Genomic DNA, 22055 nt, shown 5'->3' with positions numbered 1-22055 from the left:
GGCTACCGATCGGCGAAGCCGTCGAGGCCGCCGAACCGTTCGGCGAGCGCCGCCGTGAACGCGTCCAGCGCTTCGCTGCCGTCGCAGTTACGCGGGGTCGCGAGCTGGAATTCAACCGTATGGCTCAGCTTGCTCGCGAGCAGCCGGCGCATCTTGCCGGCGGCGACCCATGGCGCCGCGACGTGGTCGGGCAGGAAGCCGACATGCGCGCCGGACAGGATGAAGATCACGTCGGCGTCGACGTTTTCGGAGAACGCGGTCGGCTGCGCGTTGCGAAGCGCCGAGCCCGACGTGGGCGTCTTGTAGAGCCGCGCGACGTTGCTCGCGCGCGCGATGTCGTTGACTGACATGGTTTTCTTCGCGAACAACGGATGGCGAGCGCCGCAATATAGCGACTGGTTTTCGACGAACAGCGGCGCGTAGTGCAGGCCGGCCTGGTGGCCGGAGAAATAGCCGATCGCGAGCTGCAGTTCGCCTTTGAGCAGCCGGCGCTCCAGTTCGTCGGGCGGCACCGCGATCATCTCGATCAGCACGTCCGGCGCCCGTTCGCGGAAGCCGCCGACGGCCGCCGCGATCGATTCGACGATGTCCGGTGCGAGCCGCTCGGACAGCCCGATGCGCAGCTCGCCGAGCAACGTGCCCGACACGTGCTGCGCATCGCGCGTGAACACGTCCATCGCGTGCAGGAGCCGCCGCGTCGAGTGCAGCACGCGTTCACCCTTCGGCGTCAGCCGGAAGCCACTCTTGCCGCGATCGCACAGCCGGAACCCGAGGCGCGTCTCGAGCTTGGCCATCTGCGTGCTGATCGTCGACGGCGCCATGCCGAGCGTGCCCTGCGCGGCGCTGAAGCCGCCGCTTTCGACGATCGTCAGAAAGAGCCGCAGCAACAGCACATCCATGTCTCTCAGGCGGGTCAGCATGGCAATACATCGCGTTTCGTGAAGTTGGCTTATGTTAGTTCATATTTTTCGTCGGATGCGGAAGCGGCAGAATCGGGTACGAGGTCGCCAGCCGCGCGGCCGTTCCCTTCAGACAGGAATCCGACGATGAGCCAGAACGATTTCGCGTTCACGCGCGACAGCCTCTACGGCACGCAGGCCGAACCGACCTTCGCGGGTGCGACGAGCTTCATGCGGCGCCGCTTCAGCCGCGATCTCGACGGCGTCGATCTCGCGATCACCGGCGTGCCGTTCGATTCCGCCGCGTCGCACCGGCCCGGCACCCGCTTCGGCCCGCGCGGGTTGCGGATCGCGTCGACGGGGATTGCGTGGGAGCGCCCGTGGCCGTGGCCGTTCGATCCGTTCGACGTGCTGGCCGCGGTCGACTACGGCGATTGCGCATTCGATCTCGGCCAGCCGGAATCGGTGCCGGGCGCGATCGAGCGGCATGCCGACGCGATCCTCGCGCGCGGCTGCGCGATGCTCACGCTCGGCGGCGATCACTTCATCACGTATCCGCTGCTGAAGGCGCATGCGAACGTGCACGGGCCGCTGTCGCTCGTGCATTTCGATGCGCATACCGACACGTGGCCCGATCGCGACGTGAAGCGCATCGATCACGGCACGATGTTCTATCACGCGGCGCGCGAAGGGTGGGTCGTGCCCGAACGTTCCGCGCAGATCGGCATCCGCACGACCAACGACGAGCCGATGGGCTTCGACATCCAGGATGCGCGCCGCGTGCATGCGTCGACGCCGGCCGCGGTCGCCGCGCGCATTCGCGAGCGCGTCGGCGATCATCCGGTGTATCTGACGTTCGACATCGACTGCCTCGATCCGGCGTTCGCGCCGGGCACGGGCACGCCGGTTTCGGGCGGCCTGTCGAGCCATCAGGCGTTCGAGATCCTGCGCCATCTGGAAGGCATCAATCTCGTCGGCATGGACGTGGTCGAAGTGTCGCCGCCGTACGATCACGCGGAAATCACGTCGCTCGCCGGCGCGACGATCGCGCTGGAGCTGATCTGCCTGTATGCGTCGCGCAGGCGGCGGGCTACGGAACAAGCGAACGATGACTGAACTCACCTGGCGCAAGGCCGCGCCCGACGATGCGCCCGCGTGCATCGCGCTGCGCGCGCTCACGCGCGAGAACGCGTTCACCGAAGCGCAGTTGCGCGCGCTCGGCATCACCGCCGAAAGCTGGGGCGACGGGATTCGCGACGGCCGGTTCTCGGGCCATGTCTGCTGCGCTAACGGGCGCATGGTCGGCTACTGCTTCGGCGATACCGTTTCGGGCGAGATCGTCGTGCTCGCGATCCTGCCGGCATACGAGGGGGCGGGGATCGGCAAGCGGCTGCTGCGGCGCGTGATCGATGATTTCGCGGCGAACGGCTTCACGTCACTGTTTCTCGGCTGTTCGACCGATCCCGCGTCGCGCTCGTACGGTTTCTACCGCCATCTTGGCTGGACGCCCACCGGGACGCTCGACGACGCGGGCGACGAAATCCTGACGCTGCGGATCGGGCCGCCCGCGTGACGGCATGCACGGCGCGGGCGCGTCGTCGATTCGCAAGATTGTTTCGCCATACAAAATGATCGTGCGGTCGCGGCACGTGCGCTGACCTACGATGGAAGCATTCCCTCCATCGACCGACGAGCCGTGTGCACCCACTACCGCGCCCCTGACGAAGATCCGGGCATCAGCGAACTGAAGCTCGGCATAGGCGATCTGTACCGCCGCGACCCGTGGGCGCCCGACGTGTACCCCGACTACGCGGCGCCGATTGCGCGCGCCGACGGCGACGGCCTCGAGGTCGCGGCGGCCGTGTTCGGCTTCTGGCCGAAATTCATGCAGCCCGAGCGGATCGACGAGCACGGCCGCAAGAAAAGGAAGCTCGATACGGTGAACGCGCGGGCGGAAACGGTCGGCGCGTCGCGGCTCTACGGCAACGCATGGCGCAACGGCCAGCGCTGCCTGATTCCGGCGCGCTGGATCTTCGAGCCCTGCTACGAAACCGGTCGCAACGTGTGGCACCGGATCGGCGTCGACGGCTGGCAGCCATACTGCGTCGCCGGCATCTGGCGGCGCCATGAAGACGACGACGGCCGCGAACGCGTGGGCATGGCGATGCTCACCGTCAACGCCGATGCGCATCCGCTGTTCGCGCGGATGCATCGGCCCGGCGAAGAGACGCGGGGCGTCGTGATCCTGCGCCGCGACGATTACGACGAATGGCTGCACGTGCGCGACATCGAGGCCGCGCGGCGCATGCTGAACCTGCTCCCTGCCGACGACATGACCGCCGCTCCCGATCAGGCACCGCCCGCCGGCGCGTGACCTTTCATTTTTCCGACGGCTGACTTGCGATCAAGCCGGGAGGGCGCGTCACGATTATTCGGACAATTTCCAAAATTGACCGATTCCGGGTAATCACCGATACCTCGCAAGTTGTATATACAAGATCATCCGCTGGCTATGTCGGCGCACGTCGTGCCGCGTGCGCGCCAGTGCGCAGACCGTGCGTGCGTGGCGCATGCCGGCGATCCACGGCGCCCCGCACCGCAGAGCCGAAAAGCGCGGCTAGCAGCTTCCCGTTTCGTTCAAACCATGTGTGGTCCTGAGTATCTTGGAGATTTTCCCGTGTCAACGAATCCCAGTGGAAAAGCCGGCGGCCTGATCGAAGTCCGTTCGATCGACTTCATTCCCGACGCCGAGCGCCACGGCGGCTTGCTGAGCCAGTTCACGCTATGGCTGTCGGCCAACATGCAGATCACGGCCATCGTCACGGGCGCGCTGGCCGTCGTGCTCGGCGGCGACGTGTTCTGGTCGCTGGTCGCGCTGCTGCTCGGCCAGTTCATCGGCGGCGCGGTGATGGCGCTGCATGGCGCGCAGGGGCCGCAGCTCGGGCTGCCGCAGATGATCTCGAGCCGCGTGCAGTTCGGCGTCTACGGCGCGATGATTCCGATCGTGCTCGTGTGCCTGATGTACATCGGTTTTTCCGCAAGCGGCTCGGTGCTGGCGGGCCAGGCCGTCGCGCAGTTGCTGCACGTCGACGACGCGGCCGGCATCCTGCTGTTCGCGGCCGTGATCGTCGTGCTGACCGTGTTCGGCTATCGCGCGATCCATGCCGTCGGCCGGATCGCGAGCGTGATCGGCATCGCCGCGTTCGTCTACATGTTCACGCAGCTCTTCGCGAACCACGACATCGGCGCGTTGCTGGCGAACCGGCATTTCTCGGTCGCGAGCTTCCTGCTCGCGATGTCGCTGTCCGCGTCGTGGCAGATAGCATTTGGCCCGTACGTCGCCGACTATTCGCGCTACCTGCCGCGTTCGACGTCGTCGGTCGCGACCTTCGTCGCGGTCGGCCTGGGCTCGGTGATCGGTGCGCAGGCGGCGATGGTGTTCGGCGTGTTCGCGGCCGCGCTGGCCGGCAGCCAGTTCGCGCACCATGAGGTGGCCTATATCGTCGGCCTCGGCTCGACGGGCGCCGTGGCCGCGTTGCTGTACTTCAGCATCGCGTTCGGCAAGGTGACGGTCACCGCGCTCAATGCGTACGGCAGCTTCATGTCGATGGCGACGATCGTCAGCGGCTTTCGCGGCAAGGGGGCCGTGTCGTCGAAGAGCCGTCTCGTGTACATCTTCGGGATGATCTGCGTGTCGACGCTCATCGCGCTCGCAGGCCGCCACTCGTTCCTGAAGGAATTCACCGCGTTCATCCTGTTCCTGCTCGCGTTCTTCACGCCGTGGAGCGCGATCAACCTGGTCGACTACTACTGCTTCACGCGCTCGCGCTACGACGTGCCGGCGCTGTCCGATCCGGACGGCCGCTACGGCCGCTGGAACGTGATGGCGATCGCGATCTACGTGGTCGGCATTCTCGTGCAGCTGCCGTTCATGTCGACGCATATCTACACGGGGCCGCTCGTCGACGCGCTCGGCGGCACCGACATCTCGTGGATTCTCGGCCTGGTCGTGCCGGCCGTGCTGTATTACATCGGCGCGCGCGCGTCGCGCCGCAGCATCCCCGAACGCCTGATCCTGCCGCTCGAACACGGCGAAGTTCACCACTGACGAATCGTCGCGCGCATCGGGCCGGCCGGCTGCCGGCCCGAGTGTCGCGTCGAGCCGGGCGCGGCCTGCGTCGGGCGCGCTCTCAGATTTACTTTCCAGCGATGCCGGTGCGGCATGACTGCCACGCACGGCGTCGTTTCATTCCTGATCAATTGAATAGTATGACTAAATATATGACGGCCCGCGGCAGCGATCGCCGGGCGCGGATCGCGCACGCCGGCTTTCGGGTGACGGTGGCGGCAGTGTGCGTCGCCGGTTCGGGCGCAGCGTTCGCGCAGGACGGCGTCACGCTGTACGGCGTGATCGACGAATTCGCGCAGGTCGTGAATACGGGCAACGGCTATACGGCCGCGATCAATTCGGGCGGCCAGTGGGGCAGCCGGTTCGGGCTGAAGGGCGGCGAGGATATCGGCGGCGGACAGAAGATCGAGTTCGCGCTGGAGAACGGCTTCAACCCGAACGACGGCTCGCTGGCAAGTTCCGGCACGCTGTTCAACCGGCAGGCGTGGGTCGGCGTCGCGGGGCAGTGGGGCAAGCTGCGTGCGGGCCGCCAGAATTCGCCGCTGTTCAACGATCAGGGCGGACAGGATGCGTTCGGCGGCGTCACGCAGGCGTCCGGCATGGACAACCTGACCGTGTTCGCGTTTCGCACCAGCAATACGCTGTCGTACCAGAGCCCCGAGATCGCGGGCTTCCAGGGCGGGCTGTACTTCGGGTTCGGCGATGCGGGCGGCGCGCGCTCGGCAGGCTCCAGCCAGCAGTTCGATCTGACCTACGAACACGGGCCGTTCGGTGCGTTCGTCGCGGGCCAGTGGCTGAAGAACGCGACGGCGACCACGACCGATCGCACGATCATGGCCGGCGCGTCGTACGCGATCGGCAAGGCGAGCGTGTACGGCGGCTTCTCCGCGGTGAAGTGGGCCGATCTCGGCATCGATTCGCGCGTGTACGGGCTGTCGGTCAAATACCAGTTCAATCCGGCGAACTACGTGGCGCTCGGCTACGCGTACCTGCACGACCAGTCGTCGCAGGGCAACCATGCGGACCAGCTCGGGCTGATGTACGAATACGACCTGTCGAAGCGCACGAGTTTCTACGGCGCGCTGTCGTACCTGCGCAACCGCAACCAGGCCGGCTATACGCTCGCCGGTGCGGCGAACCCGGGCCTGCCGCTCGCGTATCCGGGCGCGAATGCGCGCGGCGTGCAGCTCGGCGTCGTGCATCGGTTCTGACGAGACCGACGCGCCGGGCCGCGTGCGCCCGGCGCTTTCCGCGGGCGCCGCCGCGCTATCGCGCCGTCATTTCCCCAGCCGCTCCGCAAGCGAATAGCGCTGCATGCAGCGCTCCATCGCGTCGAGAAACGCGTGCTCGGCCGCATTCATCTTGCGGTCGCGATGCCACAGCAGGAACACGTCGACGTCGACGAGCCCGTCGTCCGGCGGCAGCCGCCACAGCCGCTGCTGCGCGATGTCGTCGCGCACGATGTGCTCGGGCAGGCAGCCGATGCCGTAACCGGCGAAGATCAGCCGCCGCACTTCCTCGAGGCTCGGCGACGACGCGACGATCCGCCCGGTGAAACCCCGCTGGTCGCGAAACACGGTGAGCGGCGACAGGCTGTCGCCGATCTGGTCGCTCGTAAACGACACGAAATTCTCCGCGAGCAGATCGTCCATCCGCAACTGCGTCTGCCCGAACAGCCGGTGATGCCGGCCGCAGTAGATCGCATAGCGTTGGCGCAGGAAACAGCGCATCTCCAGCTTGTCGTGCGGCGTGCGGCACAGGCCGAGCCCGGCCGTGGCCGTCTTCTGCAGCAGCGACGAAAGAATGTCCGACGAGCGCATCACTTCGATCTGCAGATCGATGCGCGGATACGCGCGATGGAAGTCCGCGAGGAATTCGTCGTAGACGGGCGACTCGATGCGGCTCACCGTCAGCAGCCGGATCGAACCGGTGAGATCTGCCGTGCTGTCGTCGATTTCGGTTTCGAGGCGCGAGATGCCGCCGTAGATGTCGCTTGCGATCCGGTAGACGGCTTCGCCGGCCGGCGTCGGCGCGAAGTGCGTGCCGCGCCGCTCGATCAGCTTGCGCTCGAGCGTGTCCTCGAGCCGCCGCAACGCCTGGCTCACGGCCGGCTGCGTGACGTGCAGCCGCGCGGCCGCGCGGCTCACGCTGCGCTCCTGGATGATCACGAGATACGTGCGCAGCAGGTTCCAGTCGAGACGGTCGTTCAGGAACGGCGCGAGGTCGGGGCGCATCGGGTCTCCGGGCGAGTGATCAAGTCGGACATTAGTTGAATTTATACGGCGAATAATAACTTGAAATTTGACTAATGATTTGCGGTCGCCGATAAAGGAGGGGTGCCGCAGCGTGCGGTGCGAGGTCGCGTCAGACGGCCGTCTTCACGATATGGCGTGTCGCGTCGCAGCGGCGCGCGTCAGGAGCCCGCATGACCCAGTCCCTTCCTTCCCCCCGCCAGCCGGGGCGTGCCGCGACGGCCGCATTCATCGGCACGATGATCGAGTGGTACGACTTCTACATCTACGCGACCGCCGCCGCGCTCGTGTTCGGCGAACTCTACTTCCCGTCGCACGACCGCTTCGTCAGCACGATGGCGTCGTTCGCGACGTTCGCGGTCGGCTTCTTCGCGCGGCCGCTCGGCGGCGTGATCTTCGGCCATCTCGGCGATCGCATCGGCCGCAAGAAGGCGCTGATGACGACGCTGATGATGATGGGCGTCGCGACCGTCTGCGTCGGGCTGCTGCCCGACTATTCGAAGGTCGGCCTGCTCGCGCCGGTGCTGCTCGTCGCGCTGCGCGTCGTGCAGGGCATCGCGGTGGGCGGCGAATGGGGCGGCGCGGTGCTGATGGCGGGCGAGCATGCGCCGCAGGGGCGCCGCACGTTCTTCGCGTCGTTCGCGCAGCTCGGCAGCCCGGCCGGGCTGATCCTGTCGCTGATCGCGTTTCGCGCGGTCACGTCGATGGACAAGGCCGACTTCCTCGCATGGGGCTGGCGCCTGCCGTTTCTCGCGAGTTCGGTGCTGCTCGTGGTCGGCATCCTGATCCGGCTCGGCGTGAACGAGTCGCCGGAATTCGCGCGCGTGAAGGAAACCAACCGCACGGTGAAGCTGCCGGTCGCCGAAGTGTTCCGCTCCGCGTCGGGGCTCGTGGCGCTCTGCATCGGCGCGAACACGATCGGCATCGCGGGCGTCTATTTCACGAACACGTTCATGATCGCGTACACGACGCAGTACGTCGGCGTGTCGCGCTCGCTGATCCTCGACAGCCTGTTCGCGGTCGCGATCATCCAGTTCGTCGCGCAGCCGATCGCCGCGTGGATCGCCGAGCGCATCGGCGGCGCGCGCTTCCTGAAGCTCGCGGCGCTGCTCGCGATGCTGTCGCCGTATCCGATGTTCATGCTCGTGCAGGGCGGCACGTCCGCGTCGCTGATCGCGGGCATCGCGCTCGCGGTGGTCTGCATGGCCGGTTTCTATTCGGTGATCGCGGGCTTCGTGAGCGACGTGTTCCCCGCGCACGTGCGCTATTCGGCGATCTCCCTCGCGTACCAGATCTGCGGCGCGCTCGCGGGCGGGCTGACGCCGCTCGTCGGCACGTGGCTCGCGCATCGTTTCGCGGGCCAGTGGTGGCCGCTCGCGGTGTTCTACACGTGTCTCGCCGGCATCTCGCTGCTTTGCATCGTCGCGCTCGACGCGCGTCGAGCGGCGCGGCCGGCTGCTGCCGAAGCGCTCGGCTCGCAGTGAAACTCAACATACGCATTCATCCGGAGTCCCCATGAAAGACCTGCTGGAAATCGACGGCGCCCGCTTGTGGCAGAGCCTCGCCGACATGGCGCGCATCGGCGCGACGCCGCGCGGCGGCGTGCGGCGCCTCGCGCTCACCGACGACGACCGACGCGGACGCGACCTGTTCGCGCAGTGGTGCCGCGACGCGGGCATGACGGTGAGCGTCGACGCGGTCGGCAACCTGTTCGCGCGGCGCGACGGCACCGATGCACAGGCCGCGCCGGTGCTGATCGGCAGCCATCTCGACACGCAGCCCGAAGGCGGCCGCTTCGACGGCGTCTACGGCGTGCTCGCCGCGCTCGAACTCGTGCGCACGCTGAACGACGCGGGCATCGCGACCGTCAAGCCGCTGGAAATCGTGTCGTGGACCAACGAGGAGGGCGCGCGTTTCGCGCCGGCGATGCTCGGCTCGGCCGTGTTCACCGGCGCATTGCCGCTCGACGAAGCGCTCGCGAAGCAGGATGCCGACGGCGTCACGCTCGGCGCGGCGCTCGACGCGTGCGGCTACCGCGGCACGCGCGCGTTGGGCGGCGCGGTCGATGCGTACTTCGAAGCGCATATCGAGCAGGGCCCCGTGCTCGAGGCGAACGGCACGACGATCGGCGTCGTCACGGGCGGCCAGGCGATCCGCTGGCTCGACGTCACGGTGAAGGGCGTGGCCGCGCACGCGGGCACGACGCCGATGCCGTATCGCAAGGACGCGTATTTCGCGAGCGCGCAGATGGCGCTCGAACTCGAACGGATCGTCGCCGGTCATGCGCCGCGCGGGCTCGCGACGATCGGGCAGGTCGGCATCCGCAACGCGTCGCGCAACACCATTGCCGGCGACGTGACGTTCACGGTCGACCTGCGCCATCACGACGATGCGCAGGTCGATGCGATGGAGCGCGAATTGCGCGACGCGTGCGCACGCGTGGCCGCCGCACGCGGCGTGCAGGTCGCGATCGACACCTGCTGGCGCAGCCCGGCGACGCCGTTCGACCGCGACTGCGTCGAACGCGTCGCGCAGGCGGCGCAAGCGTTCGGCTATCCGAACGAGCGGATCGTCAGCGGCGCCGGACACGACGCGATCCTGCTCGCGCGCCGCGTCCCGACCGCGATGGTGTTCATCCCGTGCGTCGACGGCCTGTCGCACAACGAAGCCGAGGATGCGCTGCCCGACGACGTGACGCGCGGCACGAACGTGCTGCTTCATGCGGTACTCGCGCGTGCCGGCGTTTCGACGCGTGCCGCCGTCGCGGCCGCGACGCAGGATGCGTGACGCGGCGAGCCGACGAATCGACGAAGCGACGAATCGAAAAACCGACGAGGGCGAACGATGAAGACCTATTTCCATCCCGAGCAGTTGCTGCACCATCCGCGCAGCTACCTGTCGCGCGGTCAAATGCGCGAGCCGCAGGAAGTGCCCGAGCGCGCGGCGCGGCTCGTCGCGGCCGTCCGGTCGCTCGACTTCGACGTGTGCGAGCCGGCCGACCGCGGCACCGCGCCGATCGCCGCCGTGCACGACATGAACTACCTGCGCTTTCTGGAAGACGCGCACCGCGACTGGAAGCGGATGCCCGACGACTGGGGCGACGAAGTGATGTCGAACGTGTTCGTGCGCGATCCGAACCCGCTGCGCGGCATCCTCGCGAAAGCCGCGCGCTACCTCGCCGACGGCAGTTGCCCGGTCGGGCCGAACACATGGCGCGCCGCGTACTGGTCCGCGCAGGGCGCGCTGGCGGCCGCGGCCGACGTCAACGACGGCGCGCGCGATGCCTACGCGCTGTGCCGGCCGCCCGGCCACCACGCGCGCCGCGATGCGGCCGGCGGCTTCTGCTACCTGAACAATGCGGCGATCGCCGCGCAGTCGCTGCTCGGCCGCTACCGCCGGGTTGCGATCCTCGATACCGACATGCATCACGGGCAGGGCGTGCAGGAGATCTTCTACGGTCGCGACGACGTGCTGTACGTGTCGATCCACGGCGATCCGACCAACTTTTACCCGGTCGTCGCGGGCTACGAGGACGAGACGGGCAGCGGCGCCGGCGACGGTTTCAACCTCAACCTGCCGATGCCGCACGGCGCGCCGGAGTCGACGTTCTTCGAGCGGCTCGACGACGCGCTGCGCGCGCTCGCGCGGTTCCAGCCCGATGCGCTCGTGCTCGCGCTCGGCTTCGACATCTACCAGGACGATCCGCAGTCGCAGGTGGCCGTGACGACCGACGGTTTCGGGCGGCTCGGCGGCGCGATCGGCGCGCTCGGATTGCCGACGGTGATCGTGCAGGAAGGCGGCTATCACCTTGCGAGCCTCGACGCGAACGCGCGTGCATTTTTCGGCGGGTTCGGCGCCGCGCGCTGACCGGCGACGCGAGGGGCGGCGATCGGGTGCGTGCGGGTTCAAGTTTTCCGCACGCTCGCCGATAATTCGCGCATAGGCTGGATGAATGCACGAAGGAGAGCCGAACGATGACAGCCGGCCAAATCAGACGCGCTGCGATCGCGCTCGCGGCGTTGGGCGCAGGGTCGCTCGCCAGCGCGGCCGAGCCGACGATTCCGCTGCGAGTCAGTCTCACCATTCCCGAAATCTGCGCGATCGGCGTAGGCGTGACGCGGGCTGCGGATGCCGACATGCCGAGCGTCAGTTGCGCGCACGGTACGCCGTTCGTGGTCAGCCACGCGCCGCCGCCCGATGCGCGGTCGGCGCCGCGCAGCATCGGCGCGGGCGCGCTGCCCACGTGGACCGTCACGTTCTGAGCAGCGCGCGGCACGTGCGCCCGCGTCCGTAGCCCGCCGCCCGTCGCCCGCCGCCGGACCGAACGCTAGAAACTGATCGTCGCGGTGATCGTGTCGCTGTAGTTGCCGGGCGCGGGCGTCGCCTGCACCGGCACCGCGCCGTACACGGTCACGACCTGCGACGTGCCCGTGCCTACCCCCGTGACCGTTGCGCTGCCGCCCGTGCCGTCGCCCCACGTGACCGCGTGCGTGGCGTCCGTATAGAGCCCGTAGCCGATCGTGCCGCCCCCGCCGCTGCGCTGCATCTGTCGCGCGGTCACGCTGCCGGTGCTGCCGCCGTTCAGCGCAATTTTCCACGCGTCGCCGTTCGTGCACTGCGCGGTGATCGAGCCGGTCGCCGCGAGTGCGCCCGACAGCACGCTCGCGGTGCCGAAGCTGACGTTGGTCGCACTGATGTTGCAGTTGTTGACCACATTGGCGGTCGCGCTGAACGGGAAGGCGCCGTTCGACGTTGTCAGCGACGCGCAGGTCGGCGCACCGAGCAGGTAGAACCCCGCGTTGAGCGACGTCATGTTGCCGCCGAAGTTTTGCGAGTAGGTCGTCGTGTTGTTGCCGTTCGTCGGCACGGTCGGCTGGTTCGACGTGATCTGTCCGTAGATCGTGACCGTGGCGCTCGCGCTCGTGCCGAGCGCGGGTTTCGTGAGCGTCACCGACGCGGGCGTCGTGCCGGAGGAAATGGAGCCCCACGCGACCGAATGCGCGGCATCGAGATAGAGGTCATACCGCATCTCGTTGGGGCCGTTCGCGAGGCTGCGCGGGCTCGTGCCGCCGAGATTCAGGCACACGAGCACGTTCGGCGTCAGCGTGACGGCCGACCACGTGCACGTGATGCTGACGGTGCCGGTGGTGGCGACCGACGCGCGCGAGATCGGGCTGACCGAGCCGAAGCTCACGGTCGACGCGGTGGCCGAGCACGTGTCGGCCTGCGCGTGTCGCGGCACGCCGCACCACGCGACGAGCGCAACGACGAGCAGCAGGACGATCCTCATGGCGCCGCCCGGCAGGTGAGCGGGCCGACCGTCGGCAGCGTGCCGTTGCCGGGCGCGGTGAAAGCGAATTCCGCGGCGCAGCGCTGCGTGCCGTAGTCGATCACGAGATGGTTGTCGTCCTTCAGCCCGTCGATGAACGTGAGGCCGTCGTAGCCGACGATCGTGTTTGCGCCGCTTTCGGCGTGATGCACGTGCGCGCCGGCCGGCAGCGGCTTCCCCGCGGCGTCGCGCAGGATCACCGACGCCGCGCGATAGCGCGATACGCCGAAATGCGCGACGACGCCCGACTGCGCCTGCGGCACGACCGTCATCGACGTGCGGGCGATCCGCGCATCGGCGGGCAGCTTCATCGCGTCGATCGCGATCTGGTTGTTCTGGTACGCATTCAGGTCGGGCACGAGCAGGTGGCCTGCGCGATCGGTCGTGCCGATCACGCGGTTCTCGTGCAGCACCGGAATGCCCGCGACGCCGTCGGTCGACACGAGCGCGAAGCCGTCGTCGATGCGGCGCGACACCTGCAGGCTGCGGTCCATGAACACAAGCGCGCCGCTGACGTCGAGTGACGCGCCGCTCTGGCGGTCGATGTTCTGCGCGGCCGCGATGACTTCGCCCGCATGCCCGAGATAGCGCAGTTGCGCCTGCCGGTAGGGCGCAGCGCCCGTGCCGCCGGTCTGTACGCCCCAGCCCCAGCCGCCGTCGTAGTCGGGCGGGCGGCTCGCATCGACGGTGTAGTTCGACTGGCCGCGCTGGCGGCCCACGGTCGCATTGATCGACGTGTTGCGGCCGAGCCCGATGTTCAGCGACACGAACGCGCCGTTCGCCCCCTGCTGCGCGAAATCGCGGTACGCGCTCACGCTCAGCGACGCGAGATCGCCGAAGCTCAGCGTGTACGACACCGTGCCGATCCGCGCGCTCGGGCCTTGCGGCAGCCGGAAGCCGATATAGCTGAGCGACAGCGTCTGGCGATGCATGAACGGCAGCGCGAGCGTCGCCTGGTCGGTCGCCGACGGCACCGGCGCGCCGTCGCGCGACGCCAGGTCGCCGTAGCGGCCGAACGCGCGGATCGTCTGCGCGTTGATCGAGAAGCGCGGTTCGATCAACTGGTAGCCGACGCTCGCCTGCGTGCCCGGATAGCGGCCGACGCTGCCCGCCACCGCGCCGCTCACGACGCCCGCATAGCCCAGCCGCACCAGCGCGCCGACGCCCGCGTTGAATACGCCGCCGGTCGCCTCCGCATGCCCCTCGACGGTCAGCGCCTGCGTGACGCCGCGCCGCATCGAGCCGCTGACGGCCGGCCGCGCGTCGTAGTCGAACGACTGCAGCGCGTAGTTGCGGCGCAGGAAGCCGGCCTCGAACGAATAGCTCGACAGCCCGGCGGACAGCATGCGCGTGTCGACGTAGAGCGGCACGGACGTCGCGACGGTGCGCCCGAGCGCGTCGCGCGTGATGACGGTCGCCTGGCCGGCGCCGGTGATGCCCGGCACGTCGTGAATGATGAACGGTCCGCTCGGCACGTTGCCGGTGTACTGGCGCACGTTGTTGATGTACAGGTCGACCGCCGACGGCACCGCGGCGGAGCCCGAGAGCGACGGAATCGGAAACGTCACGAGGTCGGGCCGCAGCGCGAAGTTGCTGCGCCACTGGACGCCGCCGAAGCGCACCGAGCGCGTCCAGGCGAGCGATCCGGAGATCGCGTCGCCGATCTGCGTGGTGCTCGGCCGCGCCGGGTCCGAGCGACTCCACGACGTATCGAAGCGCGTATAGCGGCGCTGGCCGTTGTAGAAATACGCGGTGCCGGTGGTGTTGAACACGCCGTACGGATCGAAGTAGCGCACGTCGGTGTAGAGCGAGACCTGCCGGTCGCCGATCGTCTGCGCGTACGCCTCGTAGTTGATCGCGACGCCGCGCGACGCGCTGGCCGCCTGCGTGGCCGGCAACGCGCGGCTGTCGACCGCGTACGGGCGGCGCAGCGGGTCGGCCATCTGCAGGTCGACGCTCTGGCGCGCCGCGTCGTAGCGGTAGCGCAGGCCGGCAATCGTGTCGAGGTCGACGCTCGCCGCGTCGGCGATCCCGAGCCGGTCGGTTGCGACGCCGATCGTGCGCAGGTCGGCGCCGCTTGCCGACAGGTGGCCGTCGCGCTCGCGGAAGTGCGCGAGCAGCGCAGTGCTTTCGCCGTTGATGCTCACTTCGAGGATCACGTCGTGCACGCTGTCGGTCATCACGAGCGCCGCCGGTTCGTCCGCGCGAGCCGCGCCGTGCACGAGCAGGCGGCCGGCCACGACGGCCGCGAGCACGATGCGCCGGGCGTGCCGCGACGTTCTCCGTCCGTCGGTCGGAACCGTGCCGGCGCGTGGCGAAGGGGGCGAGGCCGGGCGGCGCACCGGCGGTCTAGCCCGGCGGCTCCACCACGACGACCGCGCTGGCCGGCTGCGAATTGACGGCCGCCCGCACCGTGACCTTGCCGCCGAGCGCGACGCCGGCCGGCAGCGGCACGCTCCACTGGCCCGTGCGGCCCGCGAGCGCGTAGCCGAGCAGCCCGCGCGTGAGCGGATACGCATGGCCGTCGCCGGTCACGAGCTCGACCGAGGCCAGTTGCGCGCGGCGCGCGCCGCCGTTGCGCACCCGCAGCATCCAGCCGCCGTTGCTGCGCAGCAGCGTCCAGTCGAGTTGCGGCGCGCCCTGGGCGGCGGGTTCGACGAACACCGGAATCGAATAGCGCAACCGGATCGACACGCCGTTGGTCGGCGCCTCGCCGGGCGGCGACAGCTCGTCGATCAGCAGCCGGTAGCTCTGCTCGATGCCGGCGGGCGTGCGCGCCGCGCGCACGACGCGGATCAGTTGCTCCGATTGCGTGCCGACCTCGATCAGCGGCGGGCTCGCGACGAGATCCTGCGTGGGCGTCAGCGTGTCCTGCCCGTCGGCCTGGTCCCAGCGGAACACGCGTACCTGGCCGTACACCGGGCGCTCGCCCGGATTGCGCAGCGTGATGCCGGTGGCCGTGTCGTCGGCGCCGAGTTCGATCGTGACGGGGGAAATCTGCAGCGACGCGGCGTGCGCGGCGCCGGCCGCGCACAGCAGCGCGGCGAGCGTTCGACGGAATGCGGTCATGCGTGGCGGCGCCGGTCAGAAGTAGACGGTGGCGGTGACGGTCGTCTGATAGGTGTCCGGCTTCGGCGTCGCCTGCGCGGGCACCTGGCCGTAGACGGTCAACGCCTGCGCGGCGCCCGTGCCGGTGCCGGCCACGGTGTTCGTGCCTTGCGTGTTGCCCCAGATCGTCGTGCGCCCGGCGTCCTGATAGAGCTGGAAACCGACGGTCGTCGTCGTGTTGCCGGTCGACGTGCCGGCCATCAGGCGGCTCGCGACGCTCGAGCCCGTGACCGTGCCCGCGTCGAGGCCGACGTTGTACGGCGTCGTGTTGGTACACGTGACGCTGACGGTCGTCTGCTGGTTGATCGCGGTGGCCAGCACGCCGTTGGTGCCGAACGCCAGCGGGTTCGCGGCGATCGTGCAGTTCGGCTGCAGCGTCAGCGTGACGTTGAAGGTGGCGGTCGCGGTGCCGTTCGAATAGGTGGCCGCGTCGGCTGCAGGTGTCGACAGGCCGATCGACAGCGCGAGTGACAATGTCGTGGAAGCGATGGCGACTTTCACACGGATCCCTCATCGAGCGGTTTTTCATTGGATTTATGCCGCGCTTCGCGTGCCACGGCATGCCAGATGCTGATATGAATTAAAGGGTCTTTCAATTGCTAAATCCGCGCTGTTTCATTTTGTTACATTTGAATTGACCGTTGCGTGAATAAACCCGGAAAACATTGCGATTTTCGATTTTTTCCCGAACCGCCCAGTCGAAAGATTTTTCTGCGTCCCGGCAATCTTTTCACGGTTACTGTACGGTGCGGCACGATTTTTCCGATTGGCATAATGGATAAACCGGATCGTATCTAATGAAGGCATCGATTTCGATCATTCCAGATTGAATTGGATATGATTCGCGGCGGCACGCGCCGATATTCCGAATCATTTCCCACGCGAGGATTCACGGAATCGGAATCGACGGCTGAAAGCGAAAACGGCCGCATTGCGCGGCCGTGAGCATGGGGCGGTACGGCGCGGCGGCCGGTACGTCCGGCCGGCGCGTCGCGCGCCGCGATTACGAATTCGCGGCGGCCGGTGCGCGGCGCTGCTGCGCGACCTGCAGGAAGACGAGCGCGAGGCCGGCCGCGGCGATCAGCCCGCCGACGAGCGGCACGGCCGCATAACCGAAGCCCGCCGAGAGCGCCGCGCCGCCGGCCGCCGCGCCGAGCGCGTTGCCGAGGTTGAACGCGCCGATGTTGACGGCCGACGCGAGGCCCGGCGCTTCGTGGGCCGCCCGCATCACGCGCATCTGCAGCGGCGGCACGACCGCGAACGTCGCGATGCCCCACACGAGCAGCGTGACGGCCGCGCCGGCATGCGTGCGGGCAAGGATCGGGAACGCGGCCATCGTCGCGATCAGCAGCAGCAGGAAACCGATCAGCGTACCGTCGAGCGAGCGGTCGGCCAGGCGTCCGCCCGCGATGTTGCCGATCGAGAAGCCGACGCCGATCAGCACCAGCATCGCGGTCACGAAGCCCGGCGTCGCGCCGCTCAGGTGTTCGAGCGTCGGCGCGACATACGTGTAGAGCGTGAACATCGCGCCGGCGCCGAGCACGGTCGTCCCGAGCGCGCCGAGCACGACGGGGCGCGTCAGCACCGAGAGTTCGGCGCGCAGGTCGGGCATCTTGCCGGCTGCGCCCTTCGGCAGTGCGGCGAACAGCCCGGCGATCGCGATCAGGCCGAGGCCCGCGGTCGCCGCGAACGACATGCGCCAGCCGATGATCTGGCCGAGCCAGGTCGCGGCCGGCACGCCCCCGACGTTCGCGATCGTGAGGCCCATGAACATCGTCGCCACCGCGCTGGCCTGCTTTTCGCGCGGCACGAGGCTGGCCGCGACCACCGAGCCGAGCCCGAAGAACGCGCCATGATTGAGGCTCGTCACGAGGCGCGCGAGCAGCAGCGTCGTATAGCCCGGCGCGAACGCCGACAGCAGGTTGCCGATCGTGAAGATCGACATCAGGGCGATCAGTGCCGAGCGGCGCGACCAGCGCGCGAGCAGCAGCGTCATCAGCGGCGCGCCGACCATCACGCCGATCGCATACGCGCTGATCAGCATGCCGGCTTGCGGAATCGACACGTGCACGCCGTCGGCGATCACGGGCAGCAGGCCCATCGGCGAGAACTCGGTCGTGCCGATGCCGAACGCACCGGCGGCGAGCGCCAGCAGCGGCAGCGCGGCGCCGCGGCCCGCGCGGGAAGAAGAGGAAGTCGTGGGGTTCACGCGATGAGCTCCAGGAATCGAGAGGCAACGGCATGCAGCCGTCGGGACAGGAGGAAGTGTGCCTGCAAGACTTTTGCGGAAAAAGCCGTGTACGGGCGAAATTATCTTGATTTCATTTCAACAATGCGGTGGGGCGCGCAAGCGGTTCTTTTCGAAAGCTTTTTGTCATGAGCGACGCACGGCGCCTGGCCGGGAGATAGCGATGCGCGGGTGTATCGAGGCGGGCTGACGGTCGGCCCGTCCGGTCGTCCGGCCTCCGTCCGGCCGGCGCACGGCGATGCGCGGCCGCGTCGCGTATCGGGCTGGCCGTTCGGACGACTGGCGGGACCCGCGCGAGCGTTGCATCATCGCCGAAAACCCTTGGCAGGCAAGGGTTCGGGCAAAAAAAGCCCCGATCACAGGGGGACCGTGACCGGGGCGGAAACGCATCCTCTCTTTGGCACGAGGGTTGGATGCGCGCGAAGTATATTTCGGCGCATGACAATTCGAATCGCCGTTAAACGGCCGTTTTGGGTGCCAATTTGAAGAGACCGGCGCCGCGGCGCCGATCGTCGGTGTTTTGAAAGATTTTGCGCGGTGACGATGCCGGTGTTTAGCGCGCCAGGGCAGCCAGACCGCCGCGTTGACGGAGAGGCGGCAACGGCCTGTCGACCGATGGTGCGAACCGCGACGCTCGATCGGGTGCCGGGATGCGCCGGATGGAGTGCGTCTGCTCAGTTCGCGTCGCCGGCCGCATCGCGCACCGCTTCGAGAAACCGCGCGACGACCGGCGACGGCGGCACGGCCGCCCCGTCGAACACGAACTCGATGTCGAAGCGGCTCGCGAGTTCGTCGAGCGCGACGAGCCGGACCGTGCGCGGGCAGGTCTGCGACGCGCTTTCCGGCACGAACGCACAGCCCATCCCGGCCGCGACGAGGCCGATCAGCGTCGGAATGTCGCTGCCGACCTGCGCGATGCGCGGCGTGAAGCCGGCCTGCTCGCACTGCGCCATCAGGAACCGGTGGTGCGCGGCGGAGCGCTGCGCGTCGAACCAGACGAACGGCTCGTTCGCGACGTCGGCCAGCGTGCGCGGTGCGGCGGTGCGGCCGCCCGGCGGCGCGGGCATCGCGAGCACGAAGCGGTCGCTCAGCAGCCGCACGCCCGACAGGTGCGGCGCTTCGTCGCGACGCCACGCCATGATGCCGCCGTCGATCTGGCCGCGCACGAGCGCGCTCGCCTGCTCGGCCGACAGCATCGGCGCGATCGACAGCTTCACGTCCGGGCACGCGTCGCGAAACGCCTTGAGGACGTTCGCGACCACGGGCAGCGGCAGGCAGTTCGGCAATGCGCCCAGCCGCAGCTCGCCCAGCTGGCCGGCCGCGCTGCGCAATGCGCGCTCGCGGCTGTCCTGCAGCGTCGCGAGCAGGGCGGTCGCGTCCTGCAGGAAGCTCGTGCCGGCCGGCGTGAGCGTGACGCCCGTCGCGCGGCGCACCAGTAGCGGCGTGCCGATCGCGTCCTCGAGTTCGCGAATCTGTCGCGACAGCGCGGGCTGGACGATGCCGGCCGCACGGGCGCCAGCCATCACGCTGCCCGCCTGCGCGACGGCGACGAAGTAGCGCAGGTGACGCAGTTCGATCTTGCGCATGCGGGATGTACTCCGGTCCGTTGATATACCTGGAAAGCATAGCAAACGCCATTCGATGGTATTGGAAAGCATGAGCGCCGTGCCGTACGATGACCGTCACGCACCGCCCGCGCCGGCGAGTCGCGCGCTTTCTTCGTTTTCTCCATTCCTTTCGATCCCGTCGCCATGCCGCTTCATATCCCGACCCCTTATATCCGCTCGCAAATCGCGTCCCGCCGGCTCGGCAGGACCATCCGGCTGAAGCTCGATGCGCTGCAGCCGTCAGGCTCGTTCAAGCTGCGCGGCATCGGCGCCGTGTGCGAAGCGCGACATGCGGCCGGCGCGCGGCGCTTCGTGTCGTCGTCGGGTGGCAATGCCGGTATCGCGGTCGCGTATTGCGGCCGCGAACTCGGCGTGCCGGTGCGCGTCGTCGTGCCGGAAAGCGCGTCGGCGCGCGCCCGCGAGCTGATTCGCGTCGAGGGCGCGGAACTCGTCGTGCACGGCGCGAGCTGGGCCGAGGCGAATGCGTTCGCGCAGTCGGCGCTCGGCGAGCACGACGCGTTCGTGCATCCGTTCGACGACCGCATGCTGTGGCAGGGCCACGCGACGATGATCGACGAGATGGCGGCGGTCGGCCCGAAGCCCGACGCGGTCGTGCTCGCGGTCGGCGGCGGCGGGTTGCTGTGCGGCGTGCTCGAAGGGCTCGTGCGCAACGGCTGGCACGACGTGCCGGTAATCGCGGCCGAAACGGAAGGCGCCGACTGCTATGCGCGCTCGCTCGCGCAGGGGCGCGCGGTCGAATTGCCGGCGATCACGAGCATCGCGACGTCGCTCGGCGCGAAGCGGCCGTGCGATGCGGCGCTCGAATGGGCCGCGCGGCACGCGATTCATCCGGTCGTCGTGTCCGATGCCGACGCGGTGGCCGCGTCGCTGCGATTCCTCGACGAGCACCGGATCGTCGTCGAGCCGGCATGCGGTGCGGCGCTGGCCGCGCTCGAGCGGCCGGTGCCCGTGCTCGAGTCGGCGGCGGATATCGCGGTGATCGTCTGCGGCGGCGTGACGGCGACCGTCGAGCAGATGCAGACGCTGCGCGCCGAATTGCGCTAGTTGGGGCGAGCGGGTCAAGCAGGCATGCGGTGTGACGGCCGGGCGGCCGTCGATCATCGCAAACGGCGAAATCGGGCGCGCAGGTGCGCCGCGAAGCGCCGACGCCGTGTCCGCGACACGACGTGCAGGCAGCCGACCGCGCGGAATTTCCGGTAACGAATGACGGGGAAGGGTGCGTATCGTCGCGCGATGCCGGCTGCGGCCGGGGCGCGACGATACGGGCGGCCGGTCAGTTTGCGGCCGGTGCGCTCGCGCCGGACGGCGCGGACGATGCGACTGGATGGGCAGCAGCCGGCGCGGGCGATGTGCTCGACGGTGCGGATGCCGGTACGGGGGCCGATGCGGCAGATGCGGGCGCAGGCGCGGTCGGCGCGGGTGCCGGTGCCGGCGTCACAGCGGCCGGTGTTGAAGCGGTCGGCGCTGAAGCGGCCGGTGTCGATGCCGCTACGGCAGGCGGCGATGCCGGGCCGGAGGCCGATGTCGGCGCGGGAACCGACGCCGGTGTCGATCCCGGTCCCGAGGTCGTTGCATGCGCGCCAGCGGATGCAGGTGCCACGGCCGGCACAGACGCCGACGATGCTCCCGAAGCCGGCACAGCAGCCCCTGAACCCGACGTGGCCGCCGGTACGACAGCACGCATCCCGACGGGCGCCCCCACGGCCGGCACCGCGTTCACACCCGACTCAGGCGTGACGGCCGGCAGCGAAAGCGGCACCGGCGCCGCGGGTGGCGTCGGCACGACCGGCGTCGTCATCTTCATCGGCTCACCCTGCGGCGTCGGCGCGGGCTCGGGCAGCGGCGTGACGGGTTCCTTCTCGGCGGCCTTGACGGTCGCGCGGTCGCGGCGGGCCGGATCGATCTTCAGGAAATGCTCGACGAGATTGAAGAAGCGCTCGTAAAACACGCCGGCGGGAATCGTCTCGCTGGCGGTTTTCACGAGCGCGTCGTCGCTCGACCCGATCGGCAGCGACAGCGAGCCGAACACGCTGAGGCCGACGCTGGCCGACGTATTCGACTTCTTCAGTGTGTAGCGATCCTGCACCGCGTTCACGTACGCGATGCTCGACGAGCCGTCCGCGGTCGCGTCCGCACACACGACGTGAAACTCGATCACGACGTGCATGTCGTTGTTCGGCTGGAAATTCTTGCTGCCGTCGACCGCATCGTTGCGCGACGACGACACCACGTAGCCCTGGCTCAGCAGCGCGCGCCGCGCGGCCTCGCAGGCCGCGTCGGATTTCGAATGGAACGTGTGCGCATACGGGCTGGTCGTCGCGTCGAACTGTTCCTGCTGATAGATCGGCTTGGGCGGCGACGAACACGCCGCCAGCACGGTCGCGGCCGCGAGCGCGCACGAAACGGAAAACAGGCGAAATCGGTTGTGCATGGCGTCTTTCAGAAGGCTTGGCGAGCGCGCG

General features: G+C 68.7%; 19 protein-coding genes. 10 read left to right on the top strand and 9 right to left on the bottom strand.

Going from position 1 to position 22055, the window contains the following annotated elements:
* Positions 1-2: 2 nt before the first annotated feature.
* Positions 3-920 (bottom strand): LysR family transcriptional regulator, encoded by a 918-nt coding sequence (locus HWX08_RS24680; RefSeq protein WP_174921360.1) that lies wholly within the window; start codon positions 918-920, stop codon positions 3-5.
* A 126-nt stretch (positions 921-1046) separates the two neighbouring features.
* On the opposite strand from HWX08_RS24680, the gene speB reads away from it, so the two are divergent.
* The 5 genes from speB (at position 1047) to HWX08_RS24655 (ending at position 6239) form a co-directional block, all read left to right on the top strand.
* Positions 1047-2015, top strand: a complete 969-nt coding sequence (gene speB, locus HWX08_RS24675; RefSeq protein ID WP_174921359.1) for an agmatinase — start codon at positions 1047-1049, stop codon at positions 2013-2015.
* A complete protein-coding gene (locus tag HWX08_RS24670) occupies positions 2008-2472 on the top strand; it encodes a GNAT family N-acetyltransferase (RefSeq protein WP_174921358.1) in 465 nt (154 codons plus the stop codon). Before speB ends, HWX08_RS24670 begins: the two co-directional genes overlap by 8 nt.
* A gap of 123 nt (positions 2473-2595) precedes the next feature.
* Complete coding sequence (locus tag HWX08_RS24665; protein ID WP_174921357.1) at positions 2596-3273, top strand: SOS response-associated peptidase family protein; 678 nt, start codon at positions 2596-2598, stop codon at positions 3271-3273.
* 303 nt (positions 3274-3576) lie between these two features.
* Entirely contained in the window at positions 3577-5007 is a 1431-nt protein-coding gene (locus tag HWX08_RS24660; RefSeq protein WP_069256254.1) for a purine-cytosine permease family protein, read from the top strand.
* Between the two features lie 161 nt (positions 5008-5168).
* The gene (locus HWX08_RS24655; RefSeq protein ID WP_174921356.1) at positions 5169-6239 is read left to right on the top strand and encodes a porin; all 1071 of its coding nucleotides are present in this window, start codon (positions 5169-5171) and stop codon (positions 6237-6239) included.
* Between the two features lie 66 nt (positions 6240-6305).
* Here HWX08_RS24655 and HWX08_RS24650 read toward each other — a convergent pair whose 3' ends face one another.
* Positions 6306-7262 (bottom strand): LysR family transcriptional regulator, encoded by a 957-nt coding sequence (locus HWX08_RS24650; protein ID WP_069256256.1) that lies wholly within the window; start codon positions 7260-7262, stop codon positions 6306-6308.
* Between the two features lie 191 nt (positions 7263-7453).
* Between HWX08_RS24650 and HWX08_RS24645 the strand changes: the two genes are divergently transcribed.
* From HWX08_RS24645 to HWX08_RS24630, 4 genes are all read left to right on the top strand, one after another.
* Positions 7454-8764 (top strand): MFS transporter, encoded by a 1311-nt coding sequence (locus tag HWX08_RS24645; RefSeq protein ID WP_174921355.1) that lies wholly within the window; start codon positions 7454-7456, stop codon positions 8762-8764.
* A gap of 31 nt (positions 8765-8795) precedes the next feature.
* Complete coding sequence (locus HWX08_RS24640) at positions 8796-10067, top strand: Zn-dependent hydrolase (RefSeq protein WP_069256258.1); 1272 nt, start codon at positions 8796-8798, stop codon at positions 10065-10067.
* 57 nt (positions 10068-10124) lie between these two features.
* Positions 10125-11147: a histone deacetylase family protein gene (locus tag HWX08_RS24635; RefSeq protein WP_174921354.1), complete on the top strand. Its 1023-nt coding sequence runs from the start codon at positions 10125-10127 to the stop codon at positions 11145-11147.
* 107 nt (positions 11148-11254) lie between these two features.
* The gene (locus tag HWX08_RS24630) at positions 11255-11542 is read left to right on the top strand and encodes a hypothetical protein (RefSeq protein ID WP_157126722.1); all 288 of its coding nucleotides are present in this window, start codon (positions 11255-11257) and stop codon (positions 11540-11542) included.
* A gap of 65 nt (positions 11543-11607) precedes the next feature.
* On the opposite strand, the gene HWX08_RS24625 is transcribed toward HWX08_RS24630, so the two are convergent.
* The 6 genes from HWX08_RS24625 to HWX08_RS24600 all read right to left on the bottom strand — a co-directional run bounded on the left by HWX08_RS24625 (position 11608) and on the right by HWX08_RS24600 (position 19551).
* On the bottom strand, positions 11608-12570 hold the full coding sequence (locus HWX08_RS24625; protein WP_174921353.1) for a Csu type fimbrial protein: 963 nt from the start codon (positions 12568-12570) through the stop codon (positions 11608-11610).
* Positions 12567-14864 (bottom strand): fimbria/pilus outer membrane usher protein, encoded by a 2298-nt coding sequence (locus HWX08_RS24620; RefSeq protein WP_244122767.1) that lies wholly within the window; start codon positions 14862-14864, stop codon positions 12567-12569. The genes HWX08_RS24625 and HWX08_RS24620 overlap by 4 nt, the downstream gene beginning before the upstream one ends.
* Positions 14865-14958: 94 nt before the next feature.
* Positions 14959-15678 carry a fimbrial biogenesis chaperone gene (locus tag HWX08_RS24615; RefSeq protein WP_174921351.1) on the bottom strand — a complete coding sequence of 240 codons (720 nt, stop codon included), beginning with the start codon at positions 15676-15678 and terminating at the stop codon, positions 14959-14961.
* Positions 15679-15693: 15 nt separating this feature from the next.
* Positions 15694-16179, bottom strand: coding sequence for a Csu type fimbrial protein (locus HWX08_RS24610; RefSeq protein WP_404822586.1), 486 nt, complete (start codon positions 16177-16179; stop codon positions 15694-15696).
* A gap of 541 nt (positions 16180-16720) precedes the next feature.
* Entirely contained in the window at positions 16721-17926 is a 1206-nt protein-coding gene (locus tag HWX08_RS24605; RefSeq protein WP_174921350.1) for an MFS transporter, read from the bottom strand.
* 713 nt (positions 17927-18639) lie between these two features.
* Positions 18640-19551 carry a LysR family transcriptional regulator gene (locus HWX08_RS24600; protein WP_174921349.1) on the bottom strand — a complete coding sequence of 304 codons (912 nt, stop codon included), beginning with the start codon at positions 19549-19551 and terminating at the stop codon, positions 18640-18642.
* A 165-nt stretch (positions 19552-19716) separates the two neighbouring features.
* Between HWX08_RS24600 and HWX08_RS24595 the strand changes: the two genes are divergently transcribed.
* Positions 19717-20637: a pyridoxal-phosphate dependent enzyme gene (locus tag HWX08_RS24595; RefSeq protein ID WP_174921348.1), complete on the top strand. Its 921-nt coding sequence runs from the start codon at positions 19717-19719 to the stop codon at positions 20635-20637.
* Positions 20638-20866: 229 nt separating this feature from the next.
* Here HWX08_RS24595 and HWX08_RS24590 read toward each other — a convergent pair whose 3' ends face one another.
* Positions 20867-22024, bottom strand: coding sequence for a DUF2242 domain-containing protein (locus HWX08_RS24590; protein WP_174921347.1), 1158 nt, complete (start codon positions 22022-22024; stop codon positions 20867-20869).
* Positions 22025-22055 lie beyond the last annotated feature (31 nt).

Source organism: Burkholderia metallica, from assembly GCF_902832845.1.
Taxonomy (GTDB): domain Bacteria; phylum Pseudomonadota; class Gammaproteobacteria; order Burkholderiales; family Burkholderiaceae; genus Burkholderia; species Burkholderia metallica.
The sequence above is the reverse complement of the archived record's forward strand: the minus strand, read 5'-3'. Positions and strand labels throughout refer to the sequence as shown.

Excerpts from the sequence above, each read along its gene's own strand:
- HWX08_RS24680 (WP_174921360.1), bottom strand. The coding sequence starts at position 920 with ATGCTGACCCGCCTGAGAGACATGGATGTGCTGTTGCTGCGGCTCTTT.
- speB (WP_174921359.1), top strand. The coding sequence starts at position 1,047 with ATGAGCCAGAACGATTTCGCGTTCACGCGCGACAGCCTCTACGGCACG.
- HWX08_RS24670 (WP_174921358.1), top strand. The coding sequence starts at position 2,008 with ATGACTGAACTCACCTGGCGCAAGGCCGCGCCCGACGATGCGCCCGCG.
- HWX08_RS24655 (WP_174921356.1), top strand. The coding sequence starts at position 5,169 with ATGACTAAATATATGACGGCCCGCGGCAGCGATCGCCGGGCGCGGATC.
- HWX08_RS24650 (WP_069256256.1), bottom strand. The coding sequence starts at position 7,262 with ATGCGCCCCGACCTCGCGCCGTTCCTGAACGACCGTCTCGACTGGAAC.
- HWX08_RS24645 (WP_174921355.1), top strand. The coding sequence starts at position 7,454 with ATGACCCAGTCCCTTCCTTCCCCCCGCCAGCCGGGGCGTGCCGCGACG.
- HWX08_RS24640 (WP_069256258.1), top strand. The coding sequence starts at position 8,796 with ATGAAAGACCTGCTGGAAATCGACGGCGCCCGCTTGTGGCAGAGCCTC.
- HWX08_RS24635 (WP_174921354.1), top strand. The coding sequence starts at position 10,125 with ATGAAGACCTATTTCCATCCCGAGCAGTTGCTGCACCATCCGCGCAGC.
- HWX08_RS24630 (WP_157126722.1), top strand. The coding sequence starts at position 11,255 with ATGACAGCCGGCCAAATCAGACGCGCTGCGATCGCGCTCGCGGCGTTG.
- HWX08_RS24625 (WP_174921353.1), bottom strand. The coding sequence starts at position 12,570 with ATGAGGATCGTCCTGCTGCTCGTCGTTGCGCTCGTCGCGTGGTGCGGC.
- HWX08_RS24615 (WP_174921351.1), bottom strand. The coding sequence starts at position 15,678 with ATGACCGCATTCCGTCGAACGCTCGCCGCGCTGCTGTGCGCGGCCGGC.
- HWX08_RS24600 (WP_174921349.1), bottom strand. The coding sequence starts at position 19,551 with ATGCGCAAGATCGAACTGCGTCACCTGCGCTACTTCGTCGCCGTCGCG.
- HWX08_RS24595 (WP_174921348.1), top strand. The coding sequence starts at position 19,717 with ATGCCGCTTCATATCCCGACCCCTTATATCCGCTCGCAAATCGCGTCC.
- HWX08_RS24590 (WP_174921347.1), bottom strand. The coding sequence starts at position 22,024 with ATGCACAACCGATTTCGCCTGTTTTCCGTTTCGTGCGCGCTCGCGGCC.